The 18129-nt window shown below is 47.9% G+C and carries 35 protein-coding genes; all 35 read right to left on the bottom strand.

The genetic code is table 11. From position 1 onward, the window contains the following. Nucleotide 1 precedes the first annotated feature (1 nt). Nucleotides 2-427: a hypothetical protein gene (locus ACTRXG_RS11760; RefSeq protein WP_474285077.1), complete on the bottom strand. Its 426-nt coding sequence runs from the start codon at nt 425-427 to the stop codon at nt 2-4. 83 nt (nt 428-510) lie between these two features. After that, on the bottom strand, nt 511-969 hold the full coding sequence (locus ACTRXG_RS11765; protein WP_474285078.1) for a phage tail tube protein: 459 nt from the start codon (nt 967-969) through the stop codon (nt 511-513). Between the two features lie 12 nt (nt 970-981). Beyond that, nucleotides 982-1362 (bottom strand): hypothetical protein, encoded by a 381-nt coding sequence (locus ACTRXG_RS11770; RefSeq protein WP_474285079.1) that lies wholly within the window; start codon nt 1360-1362, stop codon nt 982-984. Continuing rightward, entirely contained in the window at nt 1363-1713 is a 351-nt protein-coding gene (locus tag ACTRXG_RS11775; RefSeq protein WP_474285080.1) for a minor capsid protein, read from the bottom strand. After that, nucleotides 1713-2054, bottom strand: coding sequence for a putative minor capsid protein (locus ACTRXG_RS11780; protein WP_474285081.1), 342 nt, complete (start codon nt 2052-2054; stop codon nt 1713-1715). Before ACTRXG_RS11780 ends, ACTRXG_RS11775 begins: the two co-directional genes overlap by 1 nt. Next, nucleotides 2047-2442, bottom strand: coding sequence for a head-tail connector protein (locus tag ACTRXG_RS11785; RefSeq protein WP_474285082.1), 396 nt, complete (start codon nt 2440-2442; stop codon nt 2047-2049). The genes ACTRXG_RS11780 and ACTRXG_RS11785 overlap by 8 nt, the downstream gene beginning before the upstream one ends. Before the next feature lie 10 nt (nt 2443-2452). Next, nucleotides 2453-2656 carry a hypothetical protein gene (locus tag ACTRXG_RS11790; protein ID WP_474285083.1) on the bottom strand — a complete coding sequence of 68 codons (204 nt, stop codon included), beginning with the start codon at nt 2654-2656 and terminating at the stop codon, nt 2453-2455. Between the two features lie 32 nt (nt 2657-2688). Then, nucleotides 2689-3582: a hypothetical protein gene (locus ACTRXG_RS11795; RefSeq protein ID WP_474285084.1), complete on the bottom strand. Its 894-nt coding sequence runs from the start codon at nt 3580-3582 to the stop codon at nt 2689-2691. Then, nucleotides 3582-4247: a hypothetical protein gene (locus ACTRXG_RS11800; protein WP_474285085.1), complete on the bottom strand. Its 666-nt coding sequence runs from the start codon at nt 4245-4247 to the stop codon at nt 3582-3584. The genes ACTRXG_RS11795 and ACTRXG_RS11800 overlap by 1 nt, the downstream gene beginning before the upstream one ends. Further along, nucleotides 4244-4507: a hypothetical protein gene (locus ACTRXG_RS11805; RefSeq protein ID WP_474285086.1), complete on the bottom strand. Its 264-nt coding sequence runs from the start codon at nt 4505-4507 to the stop codon at nt 4244-4246. The genes ACTRXG_RS11800 and ACTRXG_RS11805 overlap by 4 nt, the downstream gene beginning before the upstream one ends. 45 nt (nt 4508-4552) lie before the next feature. Next, nucleotides 4553-5662 carry a phage minor capsid protein gene (locus tag ACTRXG_RS11810; protein ID WP_474285087.1) on the bottom strand — a complete coding sequence of 370 codons (1110 nt, stop codon included), beginning with the start codon at nt 5660-5662 and terminating at the stop codon, nt 4553-4555. Beyond that, nucleotides 5662-7161, bottom strand: coding sequence for a phage portal protein (locus ACTRXG_RS11815; protein ID WP_474285088.1), 1500 nt, complete (start codon nt 7159-7161; stop codon nt 5662-5664). Before ACTRXG_RS11815 ends, ACTRXG_RS11810 begins: the two co-directional genes overlap by 1 nt. 13 nt (nt 7162-7174) lie before the next feature. Next, a complete protein-coding gene (locus tag ACTRXG_RS11820; protein ID WP_474285128.1) occupies nt 7175-8452 on the bottom strand; it encodes a PBSX family phage terminase large subunit in 1278 nt (425 codons plus the stop codon). Continuing rightward, on the bottom strand, nt 8439-9347 hold the full coding sequence (locus tag ACTRXG_RS11825; protein WP_474285089.1) for a terminase small subunit: 909 nt from the start codon (nt 9345-9347) through the stop codon (nt 8439-8441). The genes ACTRXG_RS11820 and ACTRXG_RS11825 overlap by 14 nt, the downstream gene beginning before the upstream one ends. Before the next feature lie 237 nt (nt 9348-9584). Next, a complete protein-coding gene (locus ACTRXG_RS11830) occupies nt 9585-10061 on the bottom strand; it encodes a hypothetical protein (protein WP_474285090.1) in 477 nt (158 codons plus the stop codon). 220 nt (nt 10062-10281) lie between these two features. Further along, complete coding sequence (locus ACTRXG_RS11835; RefSeq protein ID WP_474285091.1) at nt 10282-10488, bottom strand: XtrA/YqaO family protein; 207 nt, start codon at nt 10486-10488, stop codon at nt 10282-10284. Between the two features lie 134 nt (nt 10489-10622). Then, nucleotides 10623-10814, bottom strand: a complete 192-nt coding sequence (locus tag ACTRXG_RS11840) for a hypothetical protein (RefSeq protein WP_474285092.1) — start codon at nt 10812-10814, stop codon at nt 10623-10625. Then, nucleotides 10815-11039: a hypothetical protein gene (locus ACTRXG_RS11845; RefSeq protein WP_474285093.1), complete on the bottom strand. Its 225-nt coding sequence runs from the start codon at nt 11037-11039 to the stop codon at nt 10815-10817. Nucleotides 11040-11160: 121 nt separating this feature from the next. Further along, nucleotides 11161-11547 (bottom strand): hypothetical protein, encoded by a 387-nt coding sequence (locus ACTRXG_RS11850; protein WP_474285094.1) that lies wholly within the window; start codon nt 11545-11547, stop codon nt 11161-11163. A gap of 16 nt (nt 11548-11563) precedes the next feature. Continuing rightward, the gene (locus ACTRXG_RS11855; protein WP_474285095.1) at nt 11564-12013 is read right to left on the bottom strand and encodes a DUF1064 domain-containing protein; all 450 of its coding nucleotides are present in this window, start codon (nt 12011-12013) and stop codon (nt 11564-11566) included. Beyond that, a complete protein-coding gene (locus ACTRXG_RS11860) occupies nt 11955-12098 on the bottom strand; it encodes a hypothetical protein (RefSeq protein WP_474285096.1) in 144 nt (47 codons plus the stop codon). Before ACTRXG_RS11860 ends, ACTRXG_RS11855 begins: the two co-directional genes overlap by 59 nt. After that, nucleotides 12091-12264 carry a hypothetical protein gene (locus ACTRXG_RS11865; protein WP_474285097.1) on the bottom strand — a complete coding sequence of 58 codons (174 nt, stop codon included), beginning with the start codon at nt 12262-12264 and terminating at the stop codon, nt 12091-12093. The genes ACTRXG_RS11860 and ACTRXG_RS11865 overlap by 8 nt, the downstream gene beginning before the upstream one ends. Then, nucleotides 12261-12737, bottom strand: a complete 477-nt coding sequence (locus tag ACTRXG_RS11870) for an SAM-dependent methyltransferase (protein ID WP_474285098.1) — start codon at nt 12735-12737, stop codon at nt 12261-12263. The genes ACTRXG_RS11865 and ACTRXG_RS11870 overlap by 4 nt, the downstream gene beginning before the upstream one ends. A 13-nt stretch (nt 12738-12750) precedes the next feature. Beyond that, on the bottom strand, nt 12751-13200 hold the full coding sequence (locus ACTRXG_RS11875; RefSeq protein ID WP_474285099.1) for a hypothetical protein: 450 nt from the start codon (nt 13198-13200) through the stop codon (nt 12751-12753). 123 nt (nt 13201-13323) lie between these two features. After that, entirely contained in the window at nt 13324-13515 is a 192-nt protein-coding gene (locus tag ACTRXG_RS11880) for a hypothetical protein (RefSeq protein WP_474285100.1), read from the bottom strand. After that, nucleotides 13508-13636: a DUF6011 domain-containing protein gene (locus ACTRXG_RS11885; RefSeq protein ID WP_474285101.1), complete on the bottom strand. Its 129-nt coding sequence runs from the start codon at nt 13634-13636 to the stop codon at nt 13508-13510. Before ACTRXG_RS11885 ends, ACTRXG_RS11880 begins: the two co-directional genes overlap by 8 nt. A gap of 16 nt (nt 13637-13652) precedes the next feature. Further along, a complete protein-coding gene (locus ACTRXG_RS11890) occupies nt 13653-13922 on the bottom strand; it encodes a DUF3850 domain-containing protein (RefSeq protein WP_474285102.1) in 270 nt (89 codons plus the stop codon). Nucleotide 13923: 1 nt separating this feature from the next. Then, on the bottom strand, nt 13924-14271 hold the full coding sequence (locus tag ACTRXG_RS11895) for a hypothetical protein (protein ID WP_474285103.1): 348 nt from the start codon (nt 14269-14271) through the stop codon (nt 13924-13926). A 4-nt stretch (nt 14272-14275) separates the two neighbouring features. Beyond that, a complete protein-coding gene (locus ACTRXG_RS11900) occupies nt 14276-14683 on the bottom strand; it encodes a zinc-finger-containing protein (protein WP_474285104.1) in 408 nt (135 codons plus the stop codon). After that, nucleotides 14667-14849, bottom strand: a complete 183-nt coding sequence (locus tag ACTRXG_RS11905; RefSeq protein ID WP_474285105.1) for a hypothetical protein — start codon at nt 14847-14849, stop codon at nt 14667-14669. Before ACTRXG_RS11905 ends, ACTRXG_RS11900 begins: the two co-directional genes overlap by 17 nt. Next, nucleotides 14842-15690 (bottom strand): ATP-binding protein, encoded by an 849-nt coding sequence (locus ACTRXG_RS11910; RefSeq protein WP_474285106.1) that lies wholly within the window; start codon nt 15688-15690, stop codon nt 14842-14844. Before ACTRXG_RS11910 ends, ACTRXG_RS11905 begins: the two co-directional genes overlap by 8 nt. Then, the gene (locus tag ACTRXG_RS11915) at nt 15623-16435 is read right to left on the bottom strand and encodes a DnaD domain protein (protein WP_474285107.1); all 813 of its coding nucleotides are present in this window, start codon (nt 16433-16435) and stop codon (nt 15623-15625) included. The genes ACTRXG_RS11910 and ACTRXG_RS11915 overlap by 68 nt, the downstream gene beginning before the upstream one ends. A 17-nt stretch (nt 16436-16452) precedes the next feature. Beyond that, nucleotides 16453-16671 carry a hypothetical protein gene (locus tag ACTRXG_RS11920; protein WP_474285108.1) on the bottom strand — a complete coding sequence of 73 codons (219 nt, stop codon included), beginning with the start codon at nt 16669-16671 and terminating at the stop codon, nt 16453-16455. Beyond that, the gene (gene recT / locus ACTRXG_RS11925) at nt 16668-17567 is read right to left on the bottom strand and encodes a recombination protein RecT (RefSeq protein WP_474285109.1); all 900 of its coding nucleotides are present in this window, start codon (nt 17565-17567) and stop codon (nt 16668-16670) included. The genes ACTRXG_RS11920 and recT overlap by 4 nt, the downstream gene beginning before the upstream one ends. Continuing rightward, a complete protein-coding gene (locus tag ACTRXG_RS11930) occupies nt 17567-18127 on the bottom strand; it encodes an NUMOD4 domain-containing protein (RefSeq protein ID WP_474285110.1) in 561 nt (186 codons plus the stop codon). Before ACTRXG_RS11930 ends, recT begins: the two co-directional genes overlap by 1 nt. Nucleotides 18128-18129: the final 2 nt, after the last annotated feature.

Here is an 18129-nt window from a genome sequence, read left to right on the forward strand (position 1 = left end):
CCTACTTTTTGGTTTTCGTATTTTTCCTCCGGCCTTCACGATTCGCCGTATACTGTTCTGCTCGTTGTTGGCTTTGGTTGTTCGTTTTCTTTTGAAGAACTTCCATGAGCTGGTTCAGTACGTTTATCATTACGATCGTAGATTTGCCAACTTCTTCGTATATCTTTTCGCCAGCACCCTCTTCTAAAATGACGTCCAATGCTTCAGCAATTTCGTCTTTTACCCGAGTGAAGATCTCCGCTTCGGTTTGAGCATCTTGCGCTTCGCTAGATTGTATTTCTTGAAGAATCGTGTTCATTTTTTCTTTCTTTTCATTCGCCACTCGGTATTTCTTCTGTAATTCTTCATCCGATAAATTCATACGAAATTCTAAAGAACCGACCTCGATATCTTCATACGCCTGTTGAATATTTAACTTAATTGCCATGTGTTGTTTCCTCCCCAAAAGAAAATAGATTTGATAGAAAAAAGGCGGCGAGAAGCCTCGCCGCCTGTCGTGCTATGAATGATTTACACTGCTGTTTCTGGATCTTCGACTTCCGGTTCGCCGTTAAAGTGAATCTCGAAGCTGAAATCCGACTTGGCGTTGGCATCGCCACCACCGTTTTTAATCGCTGCTACGGTCACGCGGCCCGTAAAGATTTTGCCACTAGGCGGCGTCCACCGGAAGTACGTCTTACGACCTTCACCAATTGCTGTCTGGAGCCCGACAATGAAATCCTGCGCGGCGTCTCCAACTTTGCGGTGTCCTTCGAATGTAATCACAAGCTGAGCGCCTGTGACATCAGACGAGTTAAACCCGTTCCCATCCAGGTACGCGCTTTGGTCAATCTCTTCGTTCCATTCCGGGTCAAAGTTCATGAGGCCGGCACCCAGCCGTTCAAATGTTGCAGAGTCCATGTCTGCTGCCTGGTCTACGTCAATTTCAAACAAGTGGGACGACTGTAATACGAAACCGTCTTCTGCCATTGTTTATTCCTCCTATTTTCGGTGTAATCGAGCCTGCATCAGCCCGGTATATAAATACTCGCCGCGGTCATTGACCTCGACGAGCTGTGCACTGGTGTATATTTCGCAATCAATGAACTGGTAACTGTCGTTGCCGGAAGGAATATTTTCCGCTTCCTCCAGCGCTTCCATCATGCGTTCTAACTCGGTGATCGCCTGCAATTGATTCGAGTGCTTGGTGAGCAGTTGAAACGTAAAGGTATCGTCTCTTGATTTATCAATGAACCGTAGCGGCCCTACCGACGGCGCATGACGAATACAAATCGCTTGGCCTTCCCGTAATTCATCAAAAGCAATTGGAGCAAACAACTCCAGCTGCGTCAGGAAATTATAGAGTTGATCTCGAAAGTCCATCTATATCCCCCTCTTGATCGCTTCTTCGGTCAGTTTGATCCAGTCGCTAATGAAACGAGATTTCGCTGCTTCGTACCACAGGCCCTGGGCGTTAGGATTGCTGTCGGTCGAGAAGTTATACTGCGGATTGTAGTACAATCGCTTCGCATACGGCGTTTCCCACGCGACTTTCCCTTCCCCAAAGATCGTCGCTCGGATGCCGGAGCCTTCCAGGTTGCCGGTATCTTTCGGAATGTAGAAGTTACTATCTTTAACGACTTGTTGGTCCAGTGCCTTCTGTCCATCTTTGAATGCGCCGGTCAGTCGTGGCAGAATCCCCGTTAAGTCGGAGCGCATATTAAAATTCAACATTATACCAACTCCACTTTGTAATGATGAGGATCCGGCCCGAAGGCCCGCACCGCTTTCACGTTCTGGACGATCATATCTTTACCCTCATAGCGGATCGTCCCTTGTGATTGAGGCTCCACAAAAGGCCTGGAATGCTCGGCATCAATGTACAGCACTCCAGCCAACAGCTTTTCTTCATTCTGTCCGGTTTTCTTTACCGAGGATGACGACTGCAGCCGTACATGCTCAATGGTTTGTGGCTCTCCCTGGGTGCCTCCCCACGGCCCTTCGTCTGCAGCCGGCGGCGTATACGTGACGGTATGGTTCAATAGCTTCTTGGGAATCGGCCGCACCTTAGCCATTCGCATCCACACCGTTGTACAAGAGCCCGGTATACGCTAAATATGCTAAGGCATCGCTTGATACCCGCTTTTCGCTTCGGCTCATGTTGCCGGATCCAGCTCGCTTCGCAAAGTTGAAGTCTCCGATGCCCATGCTGTCGTAATCATCTTCCGTCACGCCGACATCCGTCGTACCATGCAAGACATAGTATTCGGTCTGTGCCGCTGCCGCCTTCTTCACCTGCTTTTGCATAAACGAAGGAAGATCTGAGATATCATCTCCCACCTTCCCCATCGTGATCTGCTGAATAACGTCTGACGCTTTGCGAATGTACCGCTGAAGCGTAGCGTCATCCTCTTCCGGTTCCCCGTAAAACTCATCGCGATAATAAGCCATGTCGATAAGCATCGGCTTTCACCTACTTATCTTCTGGATTGTCGTTCCCGCCGGTTTTCGGAGCCTGTTTCTTCTTCCCTTTTTGTGCTTCTAATTCTTTTTGACGTTTTTCACGCGCTGCTTTGGCTTCTTCCGGGGAAAGAAACCCGTTCGCTTTCAGCTGACTAATCAGCGCTTTATCGTCCGTTTTGTATCGTTGATTGCCTTTTTCCAATACTACAGCCATGCCAAATCCCTCCTAATGGTTAATATTTTTACTTACGTTGTTTCTGGCGTTTTGAACGATGCGACCAGACGATCTTCTTTGTTCTTCATCACGAACAGGTCATGGTAGATGCGGTTCTGGTACAGATAACCATCACCTTCCGTGTGGGAGCCTGGCTGATGCAGGTACACGGAGTTGAACTTCGCTTTTGCGGTAATTGCTGGACGCATCACAGCCATGAAGTTGATGTCTTTCGCATCGTCAGCCGGAGCAAAACCTTCCGTGAAATCATATTTGTCTTTGAAGCGAGCGCCGTCGAATACTTCAATCAACTGCACGCCGTCAATGCTTGTGACCCGTGTATCGAGTCCAGTTGGTCCTGAAGATACGTCAATGTGGCGCGTGAACTTCTCGGAGTCTTCCAGCGCGTCCATCGTTTCGCTCGATACCCACATCACGATATTCTGCGGGCCGAACTTCCGGAGCTCCCGAAGGCTCGCTTTTACTTCATCAAACACGTTCGTTTTGGTGAGTGTTTGCGTTTGGTGCAAGCCGAACGAAGAGTCTTGAATGTACGTCGCCATCTTAGAAAAACGATACGCATCCATCTCCGGAATCGCATGGGCACGAGTGAATTCGCGTGTGATGTTGGCAGCGGAGAGCGCCTGACGGGTTTCATCCACGTCGGCTTTATCTACGAAGAACTCCACGTCCCGGTCAAACTCAAGCGTGTAGATCTCTTCCGTGTTCTCGACGTTGCCTTCGTTGTAGCCTTTGTTGCGTGTGTGCGGCTTATAACCGGTGGTCGAGATGGATTGCACCCGGAACGACTTCGCATTGAGCCAGTCCACCTTCGGCGTCTCAATCACGGACGTGTGAGCCCCTTCTTTCCATAGCTGATCCAATTCATTTTGATACTTATCTGCATAGTTCGCGTTTACTGCCATTATTTTTTCCCTCCTGCAATTGGTTTAAGGCCAGCGAGAAAGTCATCACTGGTGCCTGCTTGTTGCTGATAGTTGTCCTGGCCGAACGATGGGCCTTGGCCTTGCTGCGGGGCTTTCTTGAAGTGTGGATAACGTTCAAGCACCTGCCCGATCGCATCGTCCATCGACACTTCCTCGGACGTTTTTGCTTTCGCAAGTAGAATCACGTCGTCCAGGTACTCCCCGTTAACGTCCTGCTTCATGGCCGAGATTTGCGCATTGGCATTTTGAAGCTGTTCGTCTTTGGCCTGTGTGTCTTTTTCCAGATTCGTAAGCTTTTCCTGCTGCTTTTCCTGCTCCGACTTCTGCGAGTCAAGATGCGCCTGATAGTTGCCTAGCGCTTCTTTCATGGCTTCTGCGCTCTCATAGCCCTGCTCCTTGGCGAAAGCATCTGCCGCTTGTTGCTGTTGTTCTTCGGCAGAAGGCTGATTTGTTTCTTGATTTTCACCTCCTTCAGAGCCTTCACCTGGGTTAGGATTGTTATTTTCTTGTTGAAACGGGTTTTCTTCTCCACCTTGATTATTCTCTTCGCCCGGATTACCTCCACCAGGGTTTTGTTCCCCGCCGGCAGGATTTTCATCAGCAAAGTATTGTAAGTTAAGCGGATATTTCAGTGGTGACTTCATGCTTTCCCCTCCTCATCTTTCGTTTGTTCGACAGTACTAAAACTACTGTCTTCGCCATGAACTAACTCCCAATCTTCACGAAACAAAAAGCTAATCGTGTAATCCACATCATTCGTCTCTCGAATATCGAGCACATCACCTCGACGAGTATGCATATCGATGCTTTGCGTTTCTTTATTCCAGCGCCAATAACCGCCCCATTCGGGTAAACAAATGTCATGGCCTCGCTTTAAATAAGAATAAGCTGCTTGAAAGTGCATGTGTTCTCACTCCTTTATTAAAATTAAGCATAAAAAAGAGAGCAGCTATAATAACTGCTCCCGGTCTCTGGTTCGTGTGCGGTCAGTGCGATCAATAAAGTCACGCATCTTCTTCTGACGATGTCGCACGCGAGCATTAGCGTCTCTAATGGATTTCTCATCCCCGAGGCCTTTCATCATCGTCTGCTCCCGCTTAGCAGAACGAATCTCCCGCTCAATCTTGCGCTGTTCCTGCGATTCTTCATAGATACGAGCGTTATCTTCTTCCGGTATCGGCTCATAGGTTTGACGATCGATACTCGGAAAGAACTCGTAGCGAAAATGTGTGCAGTTAATGCCAAATAGGCCGGCGACTTCTCCATAACTCGTATCCGAATACAGATTAGGATAGTCCGACCGATCATTACTGGTAGTGTAAACCTGCGATTGGTAGGGAGCGCATAGTTCGCGGGCGCCAGCGTGTCCGCTGACCTCTACCAGATCATGACCCCAGCTGTTCATACGTTCATCTTGCATCTGATTGGTCGTGTTGTTAATGGTCGTACGCATGTTCATCTGCACGTACGCTTCCGTACTCCACTGGCGACCGTCTTTCACAAACGCCGGCATGCCTTTTCGCGCCCATTCTTTGGCAGATTGTTGCATGGCCTGCCGGGGCGTAACATAACCCGCAGCGGCTTTGGCTGTTGTTTTGTTTAAGATATCCGTGTACACCTGCGGTACCTGTCGCATGAGCGTGGTATTCACCAGATTCATCTTATCGGCGGCTTGGGCCTGCATGGCATACAGCACTTGATTCAAGGAACTATCTTCCGCTGCTTCCGGCGGTGCTTCTAATTGATATCCGGCGGCTTTCGCCTTTTGAAACCGATCATCGGACTCCTGGACTTGTGCATATCCTGCTTTGGAAATAGCTTCATAAACAGCCTCCTCCGTTTGCCCGTTATACTTGCTGATGATCTTCACCGTGTCTTCCGTAAGGGAGCCTAAGCTATACAGCTGCTGCAAGCGCCACTCGAGAACATCGTTATTCAACAGCTCCTCTTCCTTTGCTAAATAAGAGGCAAGCGTCTGAATCAATTCCTCTTCAATCTGCCCGTAAAGTTTCTGCACCGGAGCCATAAAGAGATCCGTTTGGGTTCGCTTATCACGCATTAGCGGTCAGCTCCGAATAATTCCTCATCCGAGGGAGCGTTCATTTCTTGCTCCTTCTTGATCTCCTCCAGCATCTGCTTCGCTTCATCCTCGGTCACTTTATGAATCTTCATCATGCCTCGTACTTTAGGGTACAGCCCGCCATTTACTAGCTTCGTATAGTAGTCCGCGTTGCTGTCCCGGTCCTCAGCGATACTGTCATCAAAGTTAATCGCCACATCGTACTCTTCGGTGTCTGCTGGATATAGATTATAAAGCTTTGCGACATCTACAATCATATGCACGAGTTCGACCAGGCTTTCTTCCACAAACGTTTCATGGCTGTTCTTGGTCCGGAAGGTCTGGCTGTTTTCGCTCACTACTTCCGTAGCGGTCTTCAAGCCTTCGCTTCCATCAAACGCAAACGTACCGGCACTAAATCCAATCTGCATGCTGAGGATGTTTAGCAGGCTGTTGAGCGCATCGATATGTTCATCCACTCGCAACTCTACGGATAGATCATAAATCTTGTCGCTGTCCTGCCCGCCAAAGCCCATCGCTTGATACACCGGATTGGTGGCATCGAAATAACGCTTCTGCTGACCGCTTTCTGGATCCACCACCGACTTAACTGCAGCTGCAGGAACAAGAATCGTCTTCTGTCCAAACTGAAACTCCCGCTTATAGCTATCAAACGCGGTATCGATCAGCTGCAGCGTGTCTAACGCATTCGCAAAGATCGATATACCGAGTGGGCTTGTCATATCAAAGTTATTGGCGGTGTTGGGCTTAAACATGACAAATAGTGGACGCTCCAACCCATCGATCGTGACCCGTTCATCCAGGTCGGGGTAGATAGTAGCTAGAGCGCGCCGAACGCCTAAATCATTGTTATTAATCGATGTCTCATACAACTCGTTTTCGATCACGTACTGCTCGCCTTGCCAGGTGTGCCATTCCAACAGCGTGTATTTCTTATCACCACGCTTGCTGACATTCGCAAACACGCCTTCTTTCACCACATCGTTTTCGCTACTAATGGGATAAAAGGCATTGGCATCCACATAAGCGATTTTAATCTTATCGTTCTTCACGAACACCTTCGCCACCATGCCACCGGAAGCAAACATATACTCCAGATAGCGCTGGAATCGTTTAATGAACCGATTGTCTTTCAGGACATTCTCGATAAACTCACCAAGCGGCTGTTCTTCGCTTTCGCCCTGGGTTACGGAGATATCGCAGTTCTCATTAAAGACCAGCGAGGCCATTTCCGCTGATGCAATCTTCGGCATGTTCAGTGTCATCTTGCGGCGTGGTTTCTGTCCTTCAATCGTATGATCTACCGTTTCATGGAACGGCTTGTAGTATCCGCTATACCAGGCGGCCCATTTCTCAACCAGTTGGTAGTGGTCATCTGTCACCATCACGTCTCGTTTCTCCGTAATCGAATTAATCCCTTGAATCAAGCCCATTTTATACATCAGCCTCCTTAAACCGTCCACCATTCGAGTCCACACAGCCTCACCACCTTTAGAATTTCAAATTCAGTTTGCTCAGGTTATCCATTACGAAATATTGTACGCCGTCGACAGTATGATCATCCTCTTTGATAACCTTCGGATCGTCACTCTGTAAGGTATCCGGGTCCCATTGATATTTTTTGTGCTCGTCATACACAATGCGATTGTTCGGGGTATCCAACATAAAAAAACGACCTTGCGCCAGCAGGTCTTGAACGTGTTCGATCATATCGACTTTTTTCTTCTTAGCGACCGGATGCAGGTTAATGCCATAATCGTTGAAATACTGGTTCCGCAACGCGCCCTCCGCGCTATCAATCGTCTGCATGTCGTAATACAGGTTATAGCGCTCCTGTTGCTCTTGCGCGAATTCACTAAGGTCTTTCGCAAACTCACTCGGCGGCTTTTTATTCCGCTTGTTCTCCGGCGAGTAGTAGTACGTATCCAGTAGTATAACGTTCTGTCGCTTCGTGAAGCCGAACGAAAGGAACGTGGTGCTCGACACCTGATGCCCGGTATCAATCGCTAAATCTAACAGTATTAAGCGGTCATTATCCGGAATCTCATTCAGCCAGTGGAAATGATCCATGTTGTAGACCATGTCGCCGAGTCCGATGACTTCGCCGGCGTACATCCACTCCCAGTATTCAAAATCGTTCTCTTTGTACTTCTCAATCTTCCGCAGCATCTGATTCGAGAGAAAGCCTTTTTCGTCATCCAGATAGGTGGAATGATGCAGCAGGAAATCATCATCGTCTTTCTTCGAGTCTCTCCATTCGTTCACCCAGCTGTAGGGATTCCGTGGCGGGTTATACATGTAAAAGACTTGTACTTCTTTATCGCCCAGGTCTTCCCGAATGAACGTATCCTCCACCACGTCCAGGTCTTCCAATCCGTTAAATTCCGCGGTTTCTTCAAAGACCAGCTTCATCACATAGCCTTTGGCTATCTTTGCGGACTTCAGCTTAATCGGATCATCGACGCCAAAGAAGTAGAACGCCGTATTGGTTCGTTTATGAATGATCTTGAGCGGACTGGAGAGAAACCGAAACTCCTGCTCCACGCCTAGCGTAAAGATCGCCCATTTCACTTGCTCATAGACCGAGGTGGACAGGTATTTCCCGACTTTCCGGAGATAGACCACGTTGCCCTGGTCGTCTTCTAAAAAGTCCGTGACGGCTTTCAGCGAAACGACCGAAGACTTCATGGAGGAACGGCCGCCGCTTAAGATGTTGTACGGCTTATCGCTCAGCCACACCGGATAGAAGTTCGGATTAATCAGGTCCATGATGTCCGTCGTCTTCACGGCTTCGGCTTGCACGTCGCTCCATCTCCTTTCGCATCGCTTCTTTGTCGTTCAGGATAAACACGCCCGAGGCATTCGCCTGCTCTTTTTCCTGTTCCTGCTCGATCCGTTTCGTTTCCGCTTGGGCTTTGGTGATATCAGCTTGCATCTTCTCTTTCTGGACGCGGTGCTTCATGTTCTCCGGCAGCAGCTCAAAGTATTGCTCCAGCTTCTCCAGGGCTTTCATTTTGTCGGCTAGCTTGATCGACACGCCGTCTTTGCCCTGTTTGGCTTCGGTAATAATCGTACCGTCCACAGCTGCAGATTCTTTAAAGTCCACGTAATTGACTTCCTTCATGATCGTATTGCCGTCTTCATCTGTTAGCGGGCCGAACATACCCATCGCTTCGATTTCCTTCTTGCCAAAGGTCATGAAGTCGGTAATATCAGCAAACGCTATGGCTGCGTACTTGCGGAGAATGTCTCGGGCATCTAGGAATAAATCGTCAGTCATATTGGCTTTGAGCTCACGAATATAATCCGCAATCTTAGGTTTTCTAAGGTTTTCATGCCCGATGACAAACGCCGTATCCGCACTATAACCTGCCTTAATAGCAGACTGTGTCGCATTAAACGTCCTGATGTAATGCATACAAAAAAGCCGCTGTTTCTCGGTCAGATTCTCCGGTTCAGCGACTTGAATCTCTTCTTTTGGTTCAGCTGTTTTTTTGGTTGCGTCCTGGGATGCATCTTTTTCATCCGAGGATGCATCTTTCTGCCATTCCTCTCGACGCTTGCGACTCTTTAAGGTAGGCAGTTTAATCTCATGCTTTTCTGCTAGAGCCTTCAACGTAATGCCCGTCGTTTCAAACTCGTCTCTGATTGCTTTCCAGTCCATGTCTACATCAGCCCTGCCTCCTTTGTGTTATTTGCTCAAAACAGGTCAGGAACACTCAGCTCCCATGTACGACCTGTTTTCAACAAACAAAAAAGCACCCACCCGGAGGTAGATGCCTTTTTCTCAATTCTTTCGTTCTTCGGTGCTCGCAAGAGCGCCTGTGTATGCATTGGAGATAGAGCACGTCTCTAAGAGATGCCCTACCACCGCCAGTGTACCCGAAAAAATGGGGAAAACCTAACTTGTTTCGTTTGTTTCGGTATTCTGTGGATAACTTGGGGACAGCATGACTTCCGCACACTCTGTAATCAACCGAAAGACATGACCTTTCGAGCGATTCATCACCTGGGCCGTTTCGTAATACGTATAACCCTGGAGCCGTAATGCAAAAGCCATGGCATGCGAGTCTTTCGATATCCGGTGCTGCCTATGTTCGATATAGCGGACCTTATGTTCTAATTCATGAAGCATGACATTCTGACGCATCAGGTGCAGCACGTTTTGCGCCACCACATCGCTATGGTCGCCGCCCTGCGCTTTCGGCATCCCTGCTTCTTCCCCGTACTGCGAAACCAATCCCATCCCCACATCTTCCACATACGATTGCTGGAGCTCCCGGATCGCTTGGATGTTTTCTCGATAACTGCCGATCCACTGTACGATATCTTTCACCTGTGGTGCTTGAAGTTCTGCTTTGATTTCCGTCGCCTTCATCCAACCGCCCCTTTATTTCGCCCTCAGCGCCCCGCCTTTGGCTCGTTTGTATGTTTGCTTCGTTACCCCCATGAGCTCTTTCAATTCTCGTTCTGATAGCTTCTGCTTCTTCTCCTGCGGTTTCTTTTTCATACATGCCTCCTAACAAAAAAGAGGACACCAAACCACAGCGTTGTGCTGTCGTTCAGTGTCCTCCAGTGAGCTGGTAGAACGTCTTTCGTTAAAATTCTTCGCCTTCGTCCCATTTCACGCGTTTCACTTTCCCCTGGTGCGTGACAATCTTCGTCTCTCCGTGTTCAGGAAGCGGCGCACATCGCACACGCCCCTGAGACACCACCAAGACGAATGGTTCTTCTGAACTAAGTATATCAAAATTTAGTGTACCTGTAACTTCATCCCAGCTAATATCGGTCATGCGTTCGGCCATGCTCTCACTCCTTTTCTGTCTCAGCTCCAAACCCATTGTATGGTGTTCCATCCCAACCCCACGACTATCGCTAATATGATGGTAAAAATCACAGCCACAATTAAAACGCCGAACACTTCCCCGAACCGTTTCATCTACTCGTCCTCCTCAATCATTTCATTTAGCTTTTGCACTAGGCCCTGGATATTCTGTTTACGGAGATTAGTCATCTTAGCGGTTCCTTTTGCATCTGAAAGGCTAATATAAAAACCATTGGCTGGATTATTCATTTTTCCTATTTCTACTGATCCTTCAGAAGTCAAAATCCACTCGCTGTGTGTTTTCATTTAATGCCCCTCCTTGCTTTGGTACGTCCGGTAGCACTGCTTCCAGAACTCCGCCACGCTGACTACGTCTGTTGTATAATGCATGCTGTCGGTTGGCAAATATCGTTTCTGTAAGGGAAAGGCTGCCTGAACCACGACTTTGGGTTCACACTGAAACGCATAGGTCACGATCCCCCACCGATTCATGGAATGGCAGTACACCAGCTCCCCCGTCTGGTACTGCATGCTATCTCCCCTCTCTAGGCCCGCTCGGACCGAGCAATATCCACACCACCATGCCTACCGATGCTGCCATGTATAACCATTCCATCGCGTTCCTCCTTATCAAAGCTAGGTTTTATCGGTTTTAAATCCCCATTTCTTTCTGTTCTTCCATAGTTAAATCCTCGGTGTCCGGCTTTTCACCTAACGTTTCGCGTGTCCACCTAGATTTTTCTTCAACAGCCCCCGCAATGTCTTTCTCCGTAAACAGAGCTTCAATCCTTTTCCCTATCTCTTTCAAAAGCTCCATTGCTTCCGATTTTTCCATTGTCAAAAACCATGTAGCATCATTCATAGGCACATCAACTAATTTCGTGCCGGATTCAACTTCAATTATGCGAATATACTTTTCAAAGGGAATAGCAGCAAAGTCTCTGCCGTTGACTGTAACCATGTGTCCTATCCCTGCACGCCAACTATTTTTCAGTGCTAAATAAAATCGCTGTGGCGTTTCATTTACTTTTACACTCATATCCTCACCTCATAAGTTAGGTTTTATTATTCTTCTTAAACTTCTTTACATCATCTAACTCACACCAACCACCGAGTCCTGCATGATACGTCACGAGCGACAACTTCTGCGGGTACTTCTTCTCGAACAGTTTGCGCTTCAGTTTAAAATCCGCCGTCTCCATCCCTTTCACGTCCACCGTTTCAATACTCCCGTCTTGATGCATAATCTCAAAGTCCGCCACGTACTCGATCTTCCGGTGTGTTTTGCCGTTCTTCGTAAACGCCTCCTGGAGCAGATAACGTGGCTGGAGCATGAAGTCCTGAATGGCTCCGTGCTGTTTCAGCCACAGCAGTTGCCTATAATAGCCGGCTTCGAGCTTACTATCGAAGGAGATCCCGTCCACCGTGACTTTCTGCGCCGAGTACTTATGCTTTTTCTTTTTCTGCCGGAACTGCTGGGCGTTCATGCTCTCGGTTTTGTTCATACAGCACCTCCGCCGCTTGTAGTATTTGCTCTTTGCCTGCCCCGGTTTCTTGCTGCAGCTGCTTCACCAACTCTTGGTTACTCATCACGAACCTCCTCATCAAAGCGGAGTTTAAAGGAATAGTCTGTCCGACATTTGCCGGTATCTTCAAACATCATCCGTGTGAATTTCTCGTTGCTGTACATCACTTCATAGATCCGCCCCTGTGGTGTTCGCCAACGGGAGTATGGTGGCTTGATATTTGTACTCATGAACTAGCACCTCCTTCCAGCTTCATAAACACCAGCCAATGCGTTTTGCTTCGTTTGTTGCCAAACAATGGAGCGTAAGGGATTACTTTTTTCAACTCGCCCAGCTTGATCTGATCCTCGTTCCATTTGAATATCAATGTGCCGTTCGGCTTTAAGACTCGCATACATTCGTAAAACCCCTGCTTAATATCATCTTTCCAATCGTGGCCAAGCACGCCGTACTTTTTGGCCAACCATGATCCGTCGCCTGCTTTGAGTAAATGAGGAGGGTCAAATACCACCATGTAAAACGATTCATCCTCAAACGGAATATCTCGAAAATCTGCTTGAATATCCGGATTAATATTCAGCATTCGTCCATCACATAACTCTGTTTCTAATTCACGGTTGTCCATGTAAATCGTGTCCTCTTGTTGTTTGTCGAACCAGAACATCCGACTGCCACAACTTGCGTCTAATATCCTTTCTTCCATCTGCTTGTCCTCCTTAGTATTTGCTCCAATCCACATACATCGCTTGCACCTGATCTCGATGAAAGTCCCATTCCGTCAAACATTCGCCGCAGAAAAACCCATTCACCCACTCGCCAAATTCTCCGGCGTAGCGTATCTTGCGGGAGTCGCACGTGGGACAGTTATGTCCCGGTTTCCATTGCAGAAGCAGTTGCGCTTGCTTACCGATCTTGCCGGTCGGTATCGTGATCGCTTGCAGTTTCGTCCAGCCGTCGCTCATACGTTTCTGCGCCGTCCGTTTGGAAATGCCATGCTCCTGGGCTATGCGTATATCATCTTTATGCAGCCGTTCTTTCTTATAGGTTTTCGCGAACTCTTTGCTCCATCCCGATCGAAGCCGAGCGCGAAATGTTTCCGCCTGAATGCCATTTTGTTTTGCTTCTAATAAATCTGTTGCCGAGTAATCATAGATGCGTGTGGCCATGTGTACCTCCCCTTTCTAGCTTCTCTCCGCCAATCTCCGCCATTTTTGTCGAAGTCTTGAATATTTGTTCGTTATTGACAGTTCAAGGCGCAGAGAAGTCCCTGTGATTGTCTCTGGATGTCCTTAAGCGTTCTGCCCGCCGTACCATTCCAGGTGATCAGCTGGAAGCTGTACTTCTTTCTGCTTCAAATACGTCCGCTTCGTTTGCTCCTTCCTCGTTTCCGCTGCTCGTGTCGCTAATTCCATGCCGGGCACATGCTGCAGCTGCTTCACGGCTTGCTCCTGCTCCTGAAGGAGCTGATACGTTTCATTCATGAGAGGACTCCTTCCGTAGTTCCTTCTCTTTCTTCTGCTCCTTGCGATAGCATTTTGGCCCCATGCCGCGCTCCTGGCTTTTCTTGTCCTTCAGTTGTCTGCCGCAGATGGCACATTCCATATGATTCACCCTTTCGTTATACTTCTGAGGACTCGTAATCGCTTATGCCGGTGATCTTTCTCATGCCCAGGACTACGCAGCCTTCTTTCTGCTCATAATCGATCATATAGCAAACTTTCCTTGTTTCAAAGCTGCCTGTGTATTCTTCGGTATCCGGATCCCATTCTCGTAAGATTAAAAGGTCGCCTGCGTTAAAATTGCGGTCGTTTTTTCTAATTTCAAATGTCTTTTGCTCTTTATAAACAGCATCAAAATGCTCGGGTAGTATTTTTAGTTGGTGTTTCATATTAATTCTCCTCTCTAATATCTTCAGGCAACACATAACGGATCGTTGAAAGATTGACAGCCACCATATAAAAGGTTTCAGGATTGTCTTTGTGTACCATTAATTCACTTTCTGCATTATCTGCAGGAATACCTAAAGTGTCTCTTTCTTCTGCTGGATGTACGCGGTACATGGTATTTAAAATCCGCTTTCCGCAAATGTAACCTTCTGTTTCTGCTTCTACTTTTTCAAAACGCGGGAAAAACTCACAGTCGCTATCATCAAACTTCTCTTCAAATTCATCACGATTAATTCCATGAAAGCACTTCTTGCGATAACCATTCAGCAGCACTTTATCTCCGACTTTCATACACTCACCCCTTCTCTCGTTTGGCAGCTTCGTTAATTTGTTCAGCGGTAACTTCTTGAGCATGGTATAGAAGATTCAAACACTCTGTTTCGGTCAGCATAGCAATGTGCGCACGTTCTTTCGGTAACTGCATCACCGTCATCATCCAGGAATACAACGCGCTCCGTGTCACTTTCTTCGTTCGCCAGTAGTAATCCAGTGTGCCGTGGCAGCATTTCCGCAGTTCGCGCAGCTTCCGTTTGGCTGGTGTACCTAATGGATTAGCTGTATCGCCATGCACGCCCACAAAAGCGTCACAATCCCGGCAAAGGTAAATCATGCCGTAACTCTTTCGGTACACCTCGATGCTGTCTGTGAATGCCGTATCCTTCTTACAATAAGGACATGGCACACGTTTAGCTTCTGATTTCATCGAACATCTCTCCTGTCACCGCTAGTTTCTGTTGCTCAAATTCCAACTCCGCTTCTTCAAACCGCCTCATATTACGAGCCACGCTCTCTTGCCGCAGCTGCTCCTCGTATTCATTTAAGGTCCGCCCACGCATGATGATCGCGCAGTCGGGGTATCGGTTAGCCATTGTCACTCAACTCCTGTATACGATAGTTATTTCCTTCAAGTGGCACCGGCGCTGTAGCCCGATTAACAATGCGTGAGGCATCACGGCTGCCGTACCCTCGTTGTTCATCGAACAGCTCCTCGGTGCTCATATTGCTGGTGTAGATCGTGTGCCTGCCCTGCCGGTTATCAATCAGATCGAAGAGTTTTTCCTCCACCCAATCGTTATGGTTTTCGGCTCCAATATCATCGAGAACTAACAAGTCAATGCTCTCCAAAACCGCGAATAATTCATCTTCCGTGACCCCGCTATTTTTGTTGTAGGTGTTCCGAATTTTCCGCAACAGCTTCGGCACGGAAATAAAAATGGCTGGATATCCTTTCTCCATTACCGCATTCGCAATGCTTACCGCTAAATGACTTTTGCCCAACCCGGGGCGGCCATTGAAATATAAGTTCATCACGGGATGGTATTCCGGGTCGTATTTTTGATCTTTCAGGAGCTCCGGATCAAACTTGGCCACGTAGTTCTGAGCATCTTCCCATGCTTCCTGTTGGGATTGATTTTCCGGACGGTAGTTGTCAAAGGTCGCCCGCTGCAGATCCATGTTCACCAGGCTGTACCGGTCAAAAGCTTTCATAGCTTTGGCCTGTTTCAGACGTTTGAATTTTTCCTGAGCTTCTTTGGCCAGCCGTTTTTCTTCACATTTGCAGCCCAGCCGGGTTTCTTTCATCTTTCCTTTGTTGGGACCGCCCATAATAGCGCCTTCGTACACCTGCACAGTCTCTTCGCACTCACACTCTTCGTCTCTTAGATAAGTCCAGTTTTGGGGCGTCGGAATTTGATTGCTGATGCTCTCCATGCTTCCTCTCCTCTCTGCGTTTGCGCTCATTCAACGCCTGCTCGTAGGTGTAGAGGCCTTTTTCTTTCCAGTTATTCAGAATGCCTAAGGCGTACTGGAAACCAGAGCCGTTGCCCGCTGCTTTTTCGATCGCCAGGCAGATCATGCGCTGGTCCATGCCGGCCTGTTCGAATTCCTGGATGTCGCTCGTGATTTTCGGGGTCGGGAATTTGCCGTAGCATTCGTGATATTTTTCATGAGGGTTGTATTCGTTCGAAAACGGAACGACATTGCTGCTGTTACTGCTGTTTAATTCATTATTAGTAGAATCATTATTAGTTAAATCATTATTACTAAAGGACGGATTATCCGACGTCGGTTTTTCCGACATCGGTTTAACCGAATTCGGTTTTTCCGTTTTCGGTGTTTTCGTTGGTTTGCCAGTACTTTCATTAAAATCCGGGTTATATTGAGGCAATTCATACACGTAATACACCCAGTCTCCAAACTTTCCGTTATCATCCTGACTTTGATACTTTGTCACGTATCCGGTCTCTTGCAATTCCTTCAAGCCTGATCGTATGGAATCACGACCATCTTTAAATCGTTTCTCGACATCGCCCAGCCGTATCTGCCAATCATTCGGCTTTGATAAGAAGTACAGCAGCAGCCCGGTGGCTTTTAAGGATAAGTCGCCCCCGCCAATCGACCGCTTGTCCATCTGGACGAATGGATTCTCCTGTTTAACCGTTCGTATAAAACTCATGCTCGCTCACCCTTTTTTTATTTCGTAGTAGCCGGAGGCACCCCACCTCCTTGATCTCGCTTCTGGCAGATCATATACGTTTGCTTCACTTCCACAATGTCCATGGTTGGCTGAGACCTGGCGACGTACGCCCGGAGGTAGCGAAGGAAAATCCGCTTTTGATCTTCCTTCGTTGTACCGTTCCGTTGGGCGATGTCTTTATAGATGGGCGGGATAGGAATCGCGTGCCGTATCATTCAAACGGGAGGTCTTCATCGCCGTCATCTTGCTTGGTTTCCTGTTTCTCTTCTTGCTTTGGCTCTTTGGCAGCGGGTGCTGGTTCAGGTTCCTGATCTTCTTCGGGTTCGTTGTACGGTATATCAATGATGCTGTCATCGACTTGCTGCGGTTCCTGGGTCACGTCCTGGCGCATCGTTTCGTCCTGCGAGGCTTGGTTCTGCACTTCCACGCTGATTGGCAGGTATTTGAACATGCGGCGAATGACCGTTTTCTTCGCCATTTCGTCGTAATCCGTTTTCCAAGGGCCTCCACCACCGGCTTTGCTCCGTTCTTTTACTTTGTCCACGTCGTTTTTGCTGAAGACTTCAAACTGATAACCTCCGTCTTTGAAGTGAGCGACGGCGTACACGAATTGCATGTCTCCGCGATCACCGGTGGATGGCTTGTGCACCAGTTTCGGCTGCAGGCCGAGCTCGTATTCAAATTCATCGTTGGCGTGGACCGTGTGAGCGTAGATGCTTTGGATATGGCCGGACCTTCTGGCTAGGTCGATCATGCCCCGATAACCGATAATGAATTGAACATCGGTTTGCTTTTGCTTGCCGTTGTAGAAAGGAACAAGGTAGCAATGGCCGGTAAGCCCTGGTTCCAGTCCGAGCTGCGCGGCCTGCATGATGGCTCCTAATAAGGAAGGAACCGATGCTTCGAGCAGTTTCGGATTCTGCCGGATCGTTGTCATGGTGATGCGGGTGAGTCGCTCTTGATCCATGTGCTTCGGCAGGGCTTCCTGCAGCTTCGGCCCCATTTTCTTGAGGTACGCTTCGATGGTATTGCCGGGATTATTCTGCTGCTTCGTTGCCTGTTGCTTACCTCGGTTTGCCAGTTGGTTTTGTGCGCTTTGATTATTTGCCATTATTGGGCCTCCTTGTATTTAAAAACATAATTCTTAGGGTTCTGCACTTGTCCGTTGAGCTGCCTGTAAATCGTGTGGCGGTTAACCTCTAAAGCGATGGTGGCGGCTATGATGCTTGGATACTCACCAACGAAACCTCCATTAGTGTCAAACGCCTGGATAGAAATCGAGCGAAAGTTATTTCCTTGATTCAATCGTTTGGCTCGTTCACTTGTAGCTTTGCGCATTTTCTCTGTGACGACCTTCAATTCGCGGTCATATGCGTGTTTATTGTTTGTTGAATAACTGGCCCATTCCAAGTTACCCAAATCGTTATTAAGTTTATTTCCATCAATGTGATTGACTGTTTTGTGGTTCGATGGATTAGGAAGAAATGCTTTAGCCAGCAAACGATGAACATAGCAGCTTTTACCTTTGTTGTTCTGCCAAAGTGACACAATATAATAACCATTGTTCGCCACTGCAGCTTTTAATACTTTTTGACTTTCTTTCCTTCGAATGTGGCCTTGTTCGTCAATTTCATAAGTGTTTTCATAGCCTTTAATATCAGTCCATCGCACGA

The organism is Marinococcus sp. LNSP9103-4 (assembly GCF_056034345.1).